Here is a 16753-nt window from a genome sequence, read left to right as displayed (position 1 = left end):
ACCTATCGAGTGAAGAGTTCACGACTCTCTTACTTGTCATTTTGACTTTCGGACAGCGTGCATAACCTTTTCAGTTATGAACGTGTCGCACGATGATTGTGCCCAACTATACAGGAACAGCTGTTGCTTAAAATAGCTGGTTTTAGCACCTCACGTGGATGTACTATTGAGGAATTTAAACTACCAATGTGCACTGTTTGAATGCATGTTGGCTGGTTCTTCGTGTCCATACAAAGCACAATGAAATGCTCCCGATCCACATCACCTAAAAATTCTTTCATTAATTCATAAGCATCATGTGGGGAACGAATTCGACGATTTTTGTACAACATCGTTTTCTCCCTTACTAATTTCACTTGCACAATGTCCACACGTTTCGCAGGTACATTCTCTCGATTGTCTTCCATGTAAATCACTCCTTGAATAGTTTGGTAAATATAAAAAACACTAACACCTGTAATAGATGTTAGCGCTCATTTAAGGTAATAATATATGTTTGAAAGTTTTATTATGACGGAAACAGAAAAGCCCTGTAGAGATTTCTCTCCACAGGGCTTTCGATTCATTCTAAAACTCTAATTAAGTTATTAGAATTATTTGTGTACTAGGTATACAAACTTATTTAAAGTCAACAACTAAATTAGCTGCAGGTGTATTACCCGTTACATCAGTTAAATTAGCTGCAGTAAGAGTAATTGTACCATCAGTATTGAAAGTTGCGATTGCAGCACCTGCATACGCTCCTGAAGCAGTTACAGTTACTACTGTTTTGCCAGCAACTGTTGAACTAGCTACAGTAAAGCTACCAGCAGTAAATACAGATGCAAATTGTCCCTCAAGAGCTGTAATATCTGCAGGATCAACTTGGTCATTGAAAGTAAAGATTAATGTTTCGTTAGCTTCGATATTCGCAGCATTTCCACCTTTATAAGTTCCAGTTACAGTTGCAGCTGAAATTGGTGTTGAATCAGTGTAGATAACAACTGCATCTACTTTCTTAGATCCAGCTGCGATTAATGAAGCAACAATTTTTTGGTCAGCACGTAAGTTAGTTAAATCACCAGTAGTACGTGCTTCAAGTTTTGTATTTAAACCAGTTCCTGTTACTTCGTATACTTTAACGCCTGAGTTAGCGTATGAGTATCCAGTAACACCGGCAATTGAGAACTCACCATCTGAAATTTGCTTATCAGTTGCACTGTATTTACCAATTGCATTAGTTGTACCAGCAGTTTCTTGAGTGAAATTAACAATTGCTGTTTCTTTTGCTTCAACATTAAGAACATCACCAATTGCTAATGAAGTTGTGTGTAAATTAGTTGAGCTTGAAACTGTATATTGTTTATCATCCCCAGCAAACTTGATGTAAGCAATTTCAGGAGTAGTTTGTGTACCATATTTTACTTCTGAAATTACACCCTCAAATTTATTATTCGGATCTGGTTGTTGAATTAAATTTTCATTAAGAACGATGTATTTAGCATTACCTTTACCATCGTTATAAACAGTGAATTCTTCACCAGCATGACCAGTTGCATTATCTTCTAAAATCTTAGAGATGTTAGCATCTAATGCACCCCAAGTTGTGCTCTTATAAGTTTGTGTAGTTTGACCAGCTGATAATTTATTTTTTATGAAAACTGGAACAGATGAGCTTAATTGGTAAGAAGGCCCTGTACCATTTGAAGTTCCTAATGCTTTGTCAGTTAATTTAACTTCGTTTGAAGCCGTATTAACTTGTGTACCGGCACCTAAGAAGTTTAATCCAGTTACCACATCAGCAGCTTTTGTTACTTCTACTACATCTTCAAAAACAACTGGAATTGGTAATTCAGTAGCTAAAGTATTAGCTCCTGCTGCAATAACATCAGCTTTAGCAGCTGCAATTGTTTGACCAGCATGTGCATACCATAGTTTATCAGCGCCTGTTCCTGCATCTTTTGCAACAAAGAAGCCTGCTACTTTAAGAACGTTACCATCAGTTACTTGCTGAGCAGTTAAATTAGCTGTTTGGAATGTAGAATTTGCACCTACAGTAATACCTTTAACAGAAGTTAATTTTTCAGCATCAATTTCTTCTGTAGCCGCAGTACCATCAGTTTTTTGTGTAACTAATTTTAAATAGTCTACACCTTTAAAGTTAAATGTTGAAATATTCTCTTTAACAAAGGCTACACTTGTTGCTTTAGCAGCTTCAGAACGCTCACCAGTTAATAATTCTAATTGACCAGCACGATCTAGATAAGCAGTAACATTAGTGTAAGCTGCAACATTATCATTTGTTAATGTTGTAAATTTGTTATCAATTACGCCTTGTGCATTACCAATTGCATAAGATTTACCTTGTAATTGAATCTCATTGTTGAAGAATGCAGAAATTTTACCAGTTACTTTGTTGTTATAAATCTCCGCAACTTTAGTTCCAGTGTTATAGAATACTGCATCTCCAGCTTTGATATCTGCAATTGTTGCTGTTTTGCCATCTTTTAAGATTGTGTAATCTTTTAAGCTTGCAGCTAATCCGTAACCTGAAACTGTTTCATTTTCAACTTTATCAACAAGGATTGCACTGCTTAAATCATGAGCAATGATTGTTTTAGCTTTACCGTCAGTACCTAATACGATTTTAGCGTAGTTGTCTTTGTTACCAATAGTTTGAACTAAAGCACCATTGTTAGTAGATTGAACACCAACATTAGCTGAAATTTCATAAGTCTTACCGTCAGAAAGAGTTTTTACGACAGTAACTGGAGCACCGTTAATTGTTTTTGTTTCGTACTCAATAGCATCATAAATAACTGTTTCGCTATTATATACGAATTTAGTTACATTATTATTTTTATCAATCCAAATTGTTAAGTCGCGACCACGAGCTTCTTGGAAGTCAAATGCTAGGTCTTTTGGAATGTTAAGTGTTGGCCCAGCAACATAAGTACCAGCATTATTTTTCGTTGCAACAGCAATTGTACGGTTAGTTGTATTAATAGTTTGGACAACTGCATCTTCTAGTACAGCTGGGATTTCAAAATCAGCAGATAATACAGAACCATTCTTTGTGATTGATAATGTATAAACTGTTTGAGGTTTTAGACCATTGATAGACGAGTCACCAAAACCAACTAATGTAATTTGTGCTGACATACCATCAGAAGCTAATTTTACTGATTCAACAGCCGAACGAGTTTGAGCAACTTTTTCACGAATTACAATCTCAGAAGCACTTAAAGATTCTACTGGAGAGTTAAATTCTACTACTAAAGTTTTACGTGCTGAGTCAGTTCCTTCAACAGCAACGATTGCTAATTTATCAACTTTGTATGCAACACCATTTACTTTCCAAGCAGCAGTTGGTGAAACTGTTAATGGAGTTACAAAGTTAAATGTAGCTTCAGTAGCGCCAGCTTTAATTGTAGCTGCGTTTACTGCGTATGTTTTACCAGCACCGTCTTTAACTACAACTGTTTGATCTACTAAATCTTCAGTTGGAGCATCGATAGTTACAGTAACACTTGTAGATGTAATCGCACTTACACTCTTAACAGCTAAACCATCAACGATTACTTCGCCAGCAGCAGCATCGATTGATCCTTTTGCCATTACAGCGAATTCAGCGTTAGTGATTTTGTCACTTGGAGCTAATGCGCCATTTTTACCGTTGATTACTTTGTTAGCAACAGCAGTTTCGATAAATTCTTTAGCCCAAGCAGGAACTTTTGAAGCGTCAGAGAAGCCGCTAAGTTCTGCTGATCCAGTTAATTCAAATGCACTTACAAGAACTTTTGCAGCTTCTTGTCTAGTTAAAGGAGCATTTGGATTGAAGTTTCCTTTGTCATCACCTGAGAAAATTTTTGGTGAAGTTGCAGTAACTGCATCATAGTACCAGTCACCTTTTTTAACATCTTTAAAGTTTTCTGTACCAGTTGGTTCTAATTTTAAAACTTTAGCAAGGATTACTGCCGCTTGCGCACGAGTTAAATTACCAGATGGGTTAAAGTTACCGTTTTGGTCACCTTGAACAGCCTCGTTTTGTACTAAATAATTAACTGCGTCTTTAGCCCAAGCTGGGATTTTTGCAGCATCGTTTAATTCAGCAGCAGATGCTACTGGTACGATCGCTGAAGCCACAAGTGCTGCAGTTGCTGTTGTCGCGAATAATTTACGACCTTTGTTTTGCTTTGTCATTCTATAATTCCTCCCTAGATCAGTTCAAAAGTTTATATTACTCTCTGAAAACTATATTACGACTAAAAATTACAAAAATATGTATTATAGTTTTCTTGAATAATAAGGAAAGCAAAGTAAATTTATTGAAATAAATCTACTAAATTCTGACGAAATTAGTAGAATCATTTACTTACTTACAAACTATAACATTATCTTTTATCCAATTCAAGCAAATAACTATTAAAATTACCATTTATCCCATTACATTATTTGTCCCAATTGTTACTGTACTGTTATATTTGTAATATTTAATAGAGTAGCGGTATGGATTCGAAAAACATCCAGAAATGCTAGTTAATGGTACTAAATCTTTCAATCTACTAATTAATTTATCCCCTTCTAAATTTTGCTCCCTAGATACGTATATTCAGTTCTTCACTTTTTATGTCTTTTTCTTTTTATTCTTTTAATGGGAAAGCAGAATTCTTCTGATTTCCCTTGATAATTGTTGAAGATTTCGACAAAAAAATATTTTTCCCTTCGTAGGGGGCGTGGGAAAGTTCCATGAGCTAGAACCTGTACCCCCCATACTGTACAGACTCTACGAATTTTTTTCTTAACCAAATAAAAAAGCTTTAACTAACAATTAGAGGAATTTCCTCAATGTTGTTAGTTAAAGCTTTTTACTGTAATAATTCATGTACGATCATTCATCATGCTTTTATTACTTATTTTTCTAACCACTTATAATAATCTAAAATTCCTAAGTAAATGGCTTCAGCTGTTTCTTTTTGATGTGTTGAAATCAACTTTGCTTCACTGGCGTTCGAGATGAAGCCCATTTCTACTAGCACGGATGGTAACGAATTGGTTTTGAGTACTTTAAACTCTTCTGTTTTTTCGCCACGATCTTTTGTACCTAATGTGTCAATTAATCGTTCTTGTATAAATTCCGATAGCTTCTTACTTGACTGCACTTTATAGGAAGAGCCTGACGTAGAAGAGTACGTCTCTGTACCGCTAGCAGATGTAGATGTTGCCGAATTCATATGAAGACTAACGAATGTATCGGCCCCAGCTCTTTCTGCGATTTTAACTCGTTCATCAAGACTAATAAAGACATCCGTTGAACGTGTCATAACTACTTTAATTCCTGCTTCCTGTAAATAGTCTCTTAAATATAGACCTACACTTAACACAATATCCTTCTCTTTTAGTCCATTACCAACTGCTCCTGGATCACTTCCACCGTGTCCTGGGTCAATGGTAATTACTCTATCTGCGCTTACTTTTTCAGTTGATAAGTATGCCTTATGGACATATCCAGCGACATTATCAGTTTTAATTTGTATCCAATCTCCTTCTATTGAATAGGAAATAATTTCATCACCTTTTTGTAACTTCCCTAACACTTCAAATTGCGTACCTGGCCCTTTTCTTATATTTAGGTTATTGTCTGTTACATACATTTTTACTGGTGTATATTGAGGCGGTTGTATCTTAAATTCCGGGTTTAACGCGCGAGCAAGCATCACTGCAAATTCAATACGAGTGATATCGTTATTTGGTCGATACGTGCCATCGCTATAACCATCCGTAATCCCGGCATTTGTTATATTTTTAATCACTTGCGAGGCACCTTTACCACTTGGCATGTCTACATAATAAACATCTTGATTACTTGATAATTTAAAGGCACTTGTCAGCAGATAAGCCATCTCTAGACGCGTCATATTGTTTTTTGGTTTAAATGTCCCGTCTGTATAGCCCATTAGTACTTTCTGTTCATTTGCAGATTGGATATAACCTGAAGCAAAAGAAGTTGGACTAACATCAGGGAATACTGTTTTACCCGGCTTTTCTCCGTTTAATCCCAATGCTTTTCCAATCATCGTTGCTGTTTCTTCTCTTGTTAGAAATCGTTCAGGTCGAAACTCTCCATTTTCATACCCAGCAACTACTCCTCTTTCTATTAAATAGTTTACTTCCGCCTTATAATTTTCTGGGATATCAGATAGTGTCTGAGCAGAGGTGGACTTTATTGGTAAAAAAACTAATATAACCAACAAGAAGGAAAACAACAAGTAGAATTCTTTTTTTACCATTTTTCGGTCTCCTAACTATTAATCTCTTTTTATACTAAATATATTTAAAATATACCATAATTCTGCACCGGTTTCGACAACAATCAGCAGAAGAGGAGAATACTACTAAATTTTCTTTAGAACTTCCTCTATATTTTTTCCCCATAGTTTGATAGGGTTTATATAGAATGATAGTTTTGAAGGGAGTTTGTTGAATGAAAAAATTATCACTTGCTGCAAGTTTACTAGCAGCTGGACTGTATTTCTCACCTACACCCGCGCAGGCTGAAGACATTTCAAAGCACTGGGCATATGACGAAATGAGTTTTCTTATTGATCATCAAATTATGAAAGGTGATGCCCTAGGAAACTACTTACCTAACAATAATGTGAGTCGCGCTGAGTTTGCTGCTTTTCTTGTTAGAGCATTGGAATTACCAGAAGTATCGACTTCTGCAAATTTTCATGATGTTCATGAAGGTCAATGGTTCTATAATGATGTAAACAAAGCATATTACTATAACCTCGTTGCAGGTAACGAAAATGGCTATTTTAATCCAAATGATAAAATTAACCGTCAACAAATGGCTGTGATGGTCCATAATGCCATTGTCTATTTAGGGATGGAGTCATCAGCTAGCTCACTTACGTTTAATGACACTAATACAATTGCCGATTGGGCCTATGATAAAGTACAGCATGTAGTTTCACTTAACATTATTGTTGGTAAACCAAATAACACTTTTGCTCCACTTGCTGTAGCTACTCGTGCAGAGGCAGCTTCTGTTATTTTCCGTATATTAAATCCTGAGAGTGTTCCAGAAAAGCCGGCTGTTGGTTCGATTGTTCACACAACGACTAGCTATTCGAGAAACTTTGCGGATGTTCTTACTGTCCAAGCAAATAATAACCCCAAAGTGGATGGAGGCGGATTGTTTATAGGAACGAAAGATTTAGTAGCCTATTATGTCAATCCAAATAACTTCTCCCAAACAAGTGTAGAATATTACCAGTTCTTAAAATTATCAACCCCTATTACAAATCTCGATCTGAGAGTTGTGAATGAAAAGGTACTATCGGGGAAAGGTACATTAGCAAACACAGCTAATGCTTTCATTGATGCAGGAATTAATCATAACATTAATGCCATCTATTTAATTTCCCATGCTTTACATGAAACAGGTAACGGAAGTTCTGCTTTAGCAAAAGGTATTGAAGTCGGTCTAAATGCGAGCGGAAAACCCGAAATGGTGACAGAACAAAATCGTGCAACTTTAACAAACATCAAAAAGACATACAATGTATATGGAATTGGCGCAATTGATGTAGATCCAAACAAATATGGTTCGGAAAGAGCTTATACGGATGGATGGTTCACGATTAATGATGCAATTATTGGTGGCGCAAAATTTGTAAAAGAAAAGTATATTGGCGTTGGACAAGATACTTTATACAAAATGCGTTGGAATCCAAATGATCCACCAAAGCACCAATATGCCACACATGTACAATGGGCAATTATCCAAGCACGAAAAATCCAAGATATTTACGCAATAACTGGTGCAGATAAAACAACAAAAATGATTTTTGACGTACCAAGATACCAAAATCAGCCAAGCACTTCTCCACTACCAGCACCTGAAAATCAATATGCATTGATTACAAGTTTAAAAGGTGCGATTGGAAAAGTAACTGCGGATAACCTGAAATTAAGAACTTACCCAAGTACGGCGGTAAGTTCAAATATTATTGACCAGCTTGCAATGGATACGAAGGTAACGGTTATTGGTCATAATGGTCCGTGGTATAGAGTGAGCGTTAATGGTAAAGAGGGCTGGGTTTCTGGTGATTACGTGTCCTACCTGAATATCTTAACAGTAGCGGAGATCGATACTCCTTTAAACGTACGTAGTGAACCAACTACTGCAGGTTCTATCCTCGGTTCGGTTAAAGCAAAATCCAAGTTGATTGGTGTATTAGATGAAAATGATCAATTAGTACAAGAAGATATTTGGTACCAAGTGTATTACAACGGCGGCACTGGATGGGTGTCTGGGGATTATATTGTGAAGTAAGCTTATCAAGGCGTTCAGAATGGTTGGTTCTGGGCGTCTTTTTTGGATACTATCTATTACTACAAGGTTTAGGTATCGGTGCTTGGATTGCGGGCACTTGCCCCGGCTTGTGGTCACTTTGGCTCGAGGTGAGGACTTAAGCAAGAAATAAGGAGAGTTGTCATTTTAAGTGGCAACTCTCCTTTTATGCTTATTGTAAATATTAAGGTGCACAAAAAGTATAAAGATTGATAGACAATTTTATCTACCTAATATTTTATAAGCACTATGAATTTCTACTGTATTATGAATATAGTTTTTAAAATAGCTCTTAAAAAATTTTAATACTTTTTTATCTTTGTTTCTCACATCAAAACAAGCATAAGGAATATTCATTTTAAGTTGATTTTTTATAACTTCACCTAATAACGGTCTGAGAATATAATGATTCCTTCTATCTTCTTTAATGAAAAGCGAGGTAATAAATAAATATTCGTCATTAACATTTTTACTTAATATCCAGCCTATAATTTCATCCTTATGGAAAACCCAAAAGCTGGTTTGTGGGCTAGTTTCACCAAAATGATAGGCCTCTAACGGCGATAAATGTTTGGGATACCAATCCGCATTTCGTAAGGATTCTAGCTCCGTTTCATAGATTTGATTCCATTCTTTAACGGAAAAGTCTTCAGGAAAAGTGTTTGTTTCGATCCAGTTTTCTTGGTGCATATCCTTAACATTAATTATAAAGTGAGTCTTATCTAAAACTGGCGGAGTCCATGATTGTTTCCTTAAAGAGAATTTTACGTTCGGACTAGTTTCAGAGAAAATATTTGTGAATAAAACTTTGGCACCTTTTGTCTTTAATTCTTTTTCAGCAAACTTTAGTAATTTTTCTTCAATGCTTTTATTTTGAAACTCCTCTCTAACATTTACTGAGTAAATTACCCCTAACTTGTCTATATCTTCTTTATACTCCGCTAATATTACCCCAAGTATTTGATCGTTTTTGTCAATCAAAACACCAATTACAAACAATTCGTTGTTTATGTCATTTAACAAAAAATCACCTTTAGCATTTTTGAAATGTAATAACACTTCGTTAACCTGGGATTCATTTAGTTTTTGAATTTTCATGATTTTTACCTTCTCTGGAAAATAGTCTAGTCTTAGCTTGCACAACCAAGGTTTACTTATACGATATTTTGTTAGATTAAAAGTGTATGATATCAAGACTAGAGTTACTTTCGAAATGAAAAAAGGCGAAATAGATCACCACTTTAAGTAATCTATTTCTACTAACTTTTAGCTTAATTACGGACCTTCATACCCTTTAACACTCTTTATATACGATGCTGGTTTTTGTGTGGTTGCTTTCACACGAATGTGAATATATTTTGAACTATCAGCTGGGATATTATTAATATAACCATCTCCATCAGCTGTAGCCTCTTGCCAACCAATTGCATTATCATCTAGAGTTTGATTAGTATCAACAATATATTGATAAATAACATCTTCTTCTAGACCTGTTAACTTTGTAGAACCTGCACTACTTCCTAGATCTACATTTGGATTAGGCGCAGCATCTGGTTTTATATCGATTAATGCAATTTGTAGATCTTGTACATTTGCTGTTTGTGATCCTGTTGGTTTTACACGAATGTGTACATATTGTCCCGCATTTACACTAATGTTATCAATTTCAGTTTTACTAGATAGTGTCACAGGTAGTGCCCCTGTCCAGTCAGTGCTAACAGATGTTGTAGGATTATTATCTATTATATATTCATAAGTATCACCATCAGTTAATCCTGTTAATTTGATTGTTCCTGCATCATTTCCTTGTACTTTACTAGCAGTAGGTGCATCAATTGCATTTACGCTAGGGGTTGGAATGCTAATAATATCTATTGTTTTTGCATCGGAATAAACATTTTCATTTACAAATACTTTTTGAGGCTTTGCTTTGTTAAATACATTATCCATTAAGGAAATAGCACTACCATCTGAATTCATAGTAATTGTCGTGCCTTGTGTGATGTTTGCTACTGTTGTTGCTCCTAATGTTACAGTGACTGTATTTCCTAAAAGGCTAAATTGATCACTACTGTTGAAAGTGAATTCAGAATGAGTTGAGTTATATAAAGTAAAATCATCAACTAGATTCGTCACATTCATTCCTAAAGCAGGGATCACAGCTTCAGAGAAAGTAATTGTTATTTGATCTCCTGCATTCATACCTTCAGAATCATTATCAATGAAAACTGAACTAATAATAACTGGTGCTGCTGTATCTTTTGCTTGAATATCAATTCCTGTAATTTCCACTCCATAAATATCTCTGATCACCGAGTTTGAATTTTGAGTTACCGTTGGGGTGAAGGCAGTGCCGTTTTGTGGTGTAACCCGGATAGTGACATACTGATTTTCACCTTGTGTGTATAATGGATTTGGAGTTGTACCATTACTAAGATAAGGTGTTCTTCCATTTTTATCCGTTACTTTTACAGACTCTACAGTAAATCCATTAACAGTAAATGAGTTAATATTAACAGTCATTAGATCAATATTTGCAGAGAACTTCAAGCGGATTGTTTCAACTTCGCCATCCTGAGAACTTACCCCGTCTTTCCCGTCTATCATTACTGCTTCTAACAATTGGTTATTAACTACTGTCACTGCATTAACTTGTCCAACCTTTTTAGCAAGTTTCCCTGTTGCCGTTCTTTCTACAACAACAATCACTTTACCGTTATCTGCTGGAATTTTGCCGTCTGGTAGTAGTGTTGTCCAAGAAGTTACATCAGCGTTTAATACTGGCGTTCCTAAGTTTGCAGCATTGGCATCATCAAATACTTTATACGCAAACTCATTTCCTGTATCGGCAGTACCAGCTGTGATAATCGTTTTGTCATTGCTAAAAGGATCATCATTTGCAGTAACATTTAAATTTCCAAGGGTCTCAAAATTACCAATTATGTCTATTGCTTTAGGATTTGAGTAAGTAGTTTCTGAGACATATAATTTTTGTGGTTTTGCTTTGTTTCCTACAGAATCAAATAGAGAAATATAATTACCGTCTGAGTTCATCGTGATTGTCGTGCCCGGTAATAATTTTGCTGCTGTTTGCTCTCCTAATGTTACAGTCACTGTATTTCCTAAAAGACTAAACTGATCATATTGATTGAATTCAAAATTAGGATGTGTTGAATTACTTAATGTAAAATCATCCATTAAATCTGTTACATTAGCACCCGGAACAAGATTAATATCTTCAGAGAATGTAATCGTTATTTGATCTCCTGCATTCACACCATTTGAGCCATTATCAACCAAGCTTGAACTTATAATGACTGGTGCAGCTTGATCTACAGCTTGAACATTGATTCCTGTAATTTCTACTCCATTAAGATCCGTAATTACTGAGTTTGGATTTTGTGTTACCAATGGAGGTTGGTTAGTTCCAGTTCTTGGTGCCAATCTAATCGTGATGTATTGACTTTCTCCTTGTGTATATAATGGATTATCCGTTCCATTACTTAGCTTAGGTGTTCTTCCATTTTTATCTGTTACTTTGATAGACTCTACACTAAATCCGGGAACTGTAAACATATTATTCGGTATTGCTGCATTTGGATCAAATTTACCCGAGAATTTCAAGCGAATTGTTTCCACTTCTCCATCTTGAGAACTTACTCCATCTTTACCGTCCAACATAACTGCTTCTAACAATTGATTATTTACCGTTGTCACTGCACTAACTTGCCCAACCTTTTTCGCAAGTTTCCCTGTTGCTGTTCTTTCTACAACGACAACCACTTTGCCATCTACAGCTGTGATTTTTCCATCTTGTGGTAGTACCGTCCATGATGATACATCAGCGTTTAATGCTGGTTTTTCTAAATCGGCTGCATTTGCATCATCAAATACTTTATACGCAAACTCATTTCCTGTATCAGCAGTACCAGCTGTGATAACTGTTTTGTCATTGCTAAAAGGATCATCATTTGCAATAACATTTAAAGATCCAAGCGTCTCAATGTTAATAGATGTGGATTCGCCGGCAGAAATTGCTTTTCCATTTTTAAATCCAACTACTACTAGATATTTACTATTATCTGCAGTTGTTAAAGTTGGTCTTGTTGTTGATAATGTTCCACCTAGCGCCGTATCTGCATCCGCTTCTAATGTCAATGTATTCCATGAAGCTATAACGGTTGCTTTCGATTGATTAACAAGTAGATATTTTAGAGTTTCCCCATTTGTTACTGTATCACCTGAAATGACTCCTGTATTTCCAATAGAGATATTTAAAGAATTTATAGGTTGTGACTGATAGGAAGCCACCACTACTGTAATTGCAGAACTTGCCGGTGTGTTTCCATTTGCAGCAATACGTACTTCATAGTTTCCTGCAGTTAATCCAGTAATTTGTGTAGATGATGCTGCGACATTTGTCCACGTTGAAGCTGTTGCTAGTTTATATTGATAAGATTTTGTTGAAATTAACCCTGTTATTTTCCCATCATTTAATAAAACGGATGGTGCTATCCCTTGTAACCCTTGTGGTGCAGCTGGTGCTACTGGGATTGAAGTACTACCACCGCTTGATCCTCCACCATTATTAGATGGAGGTGTTATATCCGGATTCTTTGTTCCACCAATTTGCTCTACATTTCCTTTTGTAGTCTCATAGTTTCCAATAATATCAGATGGTTTTGCCCCTGTTGGAACGACTAGATTATTTACTTTTGTTCCAGTACCAAGTGTTATTTTTGTATCTTTATTACCTGTTTCTAATGTTCCCACTTTTCCTTGCGTTTGAAGATTCACGTTAGCGTTAGTAGTTACGGATAAGTTCACGATATCTGCTTTACCAGATAATTTTAATTCCCCAACAGCCGTAACTTGTAGACTTGTTACAGTTGAATTAATTGTCACGTCTTTTGCTTCTGAGGTAATCAGTAATTTAGGTATCGTCACTGAACTATCTGAAGTTATTGTAGCATTGCTATTAACGACGATTTCTCCTACTGTCGATGTCCCAACCGTTTTTGAAAGGAAAATGACATCCGCATTTTTATCGACATCAACATCTCCTAATTGGAATTCACTAAATACGACTCTACCTTTAGTAATTGTTTCATTAGCAACTATAGGGAAGCTATTAGTAGAAGCAAGCTTAACACCTAATGATTTATAGTTTTGAGCTGTTTGGTTAACTATTTGCAAGGAATCATCAATTGTCGTTTTCCCTTCTACTTTTGTAAATTCTGAGAAGAAGGAATTTTCAACACCTTTACCGACATGCAAATCCCCTTTGATGGTTACATTTTGCATCGTAAAGTAATCGCCATTGATCGTTATATTTGCATCAACTGTCGCACCTTTTCCATCAAAGACAATATGGTTTGCATATGGGTTTGCTGTATCTGTACTCGATGAACCTTTTGCCGTAAAGTCAATTAATTGTATTTGTTCAATTTTATTATTTTTTGCTGTGAGTTTAATTGTGGCTCCACTTAATGCTGCTAGATTGCTAGGATTCATCCATTTCTTTTGTTCGTCTGTAAGTGTATATGTGCCTTCAGAAGTAACAAGTGTTTCATTTGTAATTGTTGAAATTGTCTCATTTACTTGAACAGGAGCTACACTATTTTCACTGCGATAAACGAATGACGCTATTTGCCCACGAGTTACGATTTTACTTGGTGAGAATGTTGTCGGTGTTGTACCGGATGTAATATCATTTTCTACTAATGCACCAACATACTCACTAAACCAATCACCTTTTTTCACATCTGTGAATGGTAGTTCTTGCGAATCACTCGGTTGAAAATTGTAAGCAACAGAAATTATCTTAGCCATTTGAGCGCGAGTTAGCGGATCATTCGGTTTAAATTCACCATCATACCCTACAATGATCCCTTTATTTGCTAATGCTGCTATGTATTGATAAGCCCAGTTATCTTTAGATACATCTTTAAATCTAGGGTCTTCGATATTTGATGTATCTAAATCTAAAGCTTGGGCAATGATTGTCGCAGCTTCTGCGCGCGTAATACTATTTTGCGGACGGAATGTGCCATCCCCATAGCCCTTGATAATATTCCGCGCACTTAAACTATTAACAGCATCAGAAAAGTATGAATTAGATGATACATCATTGAACTTGATTGACGCTGCGTCTACATTTGGAGCAAGCGTAACAATAGCACTCGTTGCAACAGAAGCAGTAATTGTAGATGCTACTATCTTGTTAAACTTTTTTCTCTTTTTTGACATTGTGTCTCCCGCTTTCTTTATTGGTGATAAAAAATTTTTTCGATTTCTTAAAGGGATCTTCATAGTAATTTTTTATTAAATCTCCCTAGAATTACAGTGTATCAATTCATACTGAACAAATTCTGAACAATATCAACGGAATATTTGTATTAAAATGCCAAATAAGTAACTTGCAATTCCAAATACCATTTAAATTAGCTACTTGAATAAGGATGAATACCTTATATTAATTCTGTTTTCGAGCGTATAAATGGATTAATATACAGTTTAATCGGGAGCTTGGAACATGTTTGGATATCATTTATAGTTTAGAAATATGTGATCACTTAGCGCGATTTTCGAGCACTTGGCTCTCTTTTAGCCACTAATCCAAAGGCATGATTTTACAAAAAATATCTATTTTTTTGTAAAATCCCTCGTCAGAACAACCTATCATGGTATCCAGCCTTTTTACCCTCCTCAACTGACCACATCCATTTCGAGAGAATTGACTATTTCAATACGGTCAATATCCCCCTATACTGAAAATCATTACAAACATGGAGGGAAATTTTATGAAACAATTAGGTACAGAACGAGTAAAACGTGGGATGGCAGAAATGCAAAAAGGCGGTGTCATTATGGATGTTGTGAATGCAGAACAGGCAAAAATTGCAGAAGCAGCTGGGGCTGTAGCTGTCATGGCGTTAGAACGAGTTCCTTCAGATATTCGTAAAGCTGGTGGCGTAGCGCGTATGGCAGATCCACGAATTGTAGAAGAAGTGATGAATGCTGTGTCTATTCCCGTAATGGCAAAAGCACGTATTGGTCATATTGTAGAGGCGCGCGTTTTAGAAGCGATGGGTGTGGATTACATAGATGAGAGTGAAGTATTGACACCAGCCGATGAGGAGTTTCACTTGTTAAAGAGTGACTATACGGTGCCGTTTGTATGTGGTTGCCGTGACTTAGGTGAAGCAGCTCGTCGTATTGGAGAAGGTGCATCGATGCTTCGTACAAAGGGTGAACCAGGTACAGGAAATATTGTGGAAGCCGTTCGTCATATTCGACAAGTGAATGCGCAAGTACGAAGAGTAATTGGCATGAATGCAGATGAATTAATGACAGAAGCGAAAATTTTAGGAGCACCATACGAATTATTGGTTGAAATTAAGAAATTAGGACGTTTACCTGTTGTGAATTTTGCAGCAGGAGGAGTGGCAACACCAGCCGATGCTGCTTTAATGATGGAGCTTGGGGCAGATGGGGTATTTGTTGGTTCAGGTATTTTTAAATCCGAAAACCCTGAAAAATTTGCCCGCGCTATTGTCGAAGCAACAACACACTATCAAGATTATAAATTAATTGCCGAAATCTCCAAAGAATTGGGTACCCCGATGAAAGGGATTGATATTGCAACACTTCCAGCTGAAGAACGTATGCAGGAACGAGGTTGGTAAGATGAAAAAGATTGGCGTCCTTGCATTACAAGGTGCGATAAGAGAACATATCAATCAAATTGAAGCGGTTGGTTGTGAAGCGATTGCTATAAAATCAGCTGACGATTTAGTAGGCATTGATGGACTTGTATTACCTGGTGGTGAAAGTACAACAATAAGGAATTTATTAGATCGTTTTCATTTACTGGAGCCTATACGTCATTTAGCTGAGCAAGGATTACCGATGTTTGGTACTTGTGCAGGACTTATTTTACTAGCAGAAAATATTGTTGGCTATGAGGAACCACATCTAGGTGTAATGAAGGTTACGGTTGAGCGTAATTCGTTTGGTCGACAAATAGACAGTTTTGAATGTGACTTACCGATTCCAAAATTAAAAAGAAACGTGCCAGCCGTCTTTATTCGCGCGCCACATATCGTTTCTGTAGAAGAACATGTAGAGATACTAGCAAAGCATGAAAACCGAATCGTTCTAGCAAGGGATAGAAATTTCTTAGGTTGTTCTTTTCATCCTGAATTAACGAAGGATATTACAATTATGCAATATTTTGTTGAAATGATCTAAATGAGAGCTCGCCAGCATTTCGCGCATATTACATTAGAGTGGGTTCCTCACCAAAAGTTGGGGATAACAAAATCAATTTCCTGACTTGTTAGCTGGAGCGGTGGCTGGCGAATCTTTTGGGAAAGCGCGCGCGGAAAATTCATTTTTCCGCTGTAGCCG

7 protein-coding genes and 1 pseudogene are annotated in these 16753 nt (G+C 36.3%); 3 read left to right on the top strand and 5 right to left on the bottom strand.

Annotated elements, in window-relative coordinates; genetic code table 11:
- Window positions 1-92 precede the first annotated feature (92 nt).
- From EK386_RS09695 to EK386_RS09685, 3 genes and pseudogenes are all read right to left on the bottom strand, one after another.
- Window positions 93-407 (bottom strand): annotated as a pseudogene (locus EK386_RS09695) (JAB domain-containing protein); the annotation flags it as partial.
- Window positions 408-618: 211 nt separating this feature from the next.
- The gene (locus EK386_RS09690) at window positions 619-4182 is read right to left on the bottom strand and encodes an S-layer homology domain-containing protein (RefSeq protein WP_126658961.1); all 3564 of its coding nucleotides are present in this window, start codon (window positions 4180-4182) and stop codon (window positions 619-621) included.
- A 710-nt stretch (window positions 4183-4892) separates the two neighbouring features.
- Entirely contained in the window at window positions 4893-6269 is a 1377-nt protein-coding gene (locus tag EK386_RS09685; protein WP_126658960.1) for an N-acetylmuramoyl-L-alanine amidase, read from the bottom strand.
- A gap of 194 nt (window positions 6270-6463) precedes the next feature.
- On the opposite strand from EK386_RS09685, the gene EK386_RS09680 reads away from it, so the two are divergent.
- Window positions 6464-8323, top strand: a complete 1860-nt coding sequence (locus EK386_RS09680; protein WP_126658959.1) for an S-layer homology domain-containing protein — start codon at window positions 6464-6466, stop codon at window positions 8321-8323.
- A gap of 240 nt (window positions 8324-8563) precedes the next feature.
- On the opposite strand, the gene EK386_RS09675 is transcribed toward EK386_RS09680, so the two are convergent.
- Window positions 8564-9439 carry a GNAT family N-acetyltransferase gene (locus EK386_RS09675; protein WP_126658958.1) on the bottom strand — a complete coding sequence of 292 codons (876 nt, stop codon included), beginning with the start codon at window positions 9437-9439 and terminating at the stop codon, window positions 8564-8566.
- Window positions 9440-9616: 177 nt separating this feature from the next.
- Window positions 9617-14590: an S-layer homology domain-containing protein gene (locus EK386_RS09670; RefSeq protein ID WP_158674403.1), complete on the bottom strand. Its 4974-nt coding sequence runs from the start codon at window positions 14588-14590 to the stop codon at window positions 9617-9619.
- Window positions 14591-15144: 554 nt separating this feature from the next.
- Here EK386_RS09670 and pdxS point away from each other — a divergent pair.
- Complete coding sequence (pdxS, locus tag EK386_RS09665; RefSeq protein ID WP_126658956.1) at window positions 15145-16029, top strand: pyridoxal 5'-phosphate synthase lyase subunit PdxS; 885 nt, start codon at window positions 15145-15147, stop codon at window positions 16027-16029.
- A gap of 1 nt (window position 16030) precedes the next feature.
- Window positions 16031-16594 (top strand): pyridoxal 5'-phosphate synthase glutaminase subunit PdxT, encoded by a 564-nt coding sequence (gene pdxT, locus EK386_RS09660; protein WP_126658955.1) that lies wholly within the window; start codon window positions 16031-16033, stop codon window positions 16592-16594.
- Window positions 16595-16753 lie beyond the last annotated feature (159 nt).

Origin of the sequence: Lysinibacillus antri (assembly GCF_003977595.1) — a bacterium.
In the GTDB taxonomy this organism is placed as follows: domain Bacteria; phylum Bacillota; class Bacilli; order Bacillales_A; family Planococcaceae; genus Ureibacillus; species Ureibacillus antri.
Note: the sequence above shows the minus strand (reverse complement) of the source record. Positions and strands in the feature narration are given on the sequence as shown.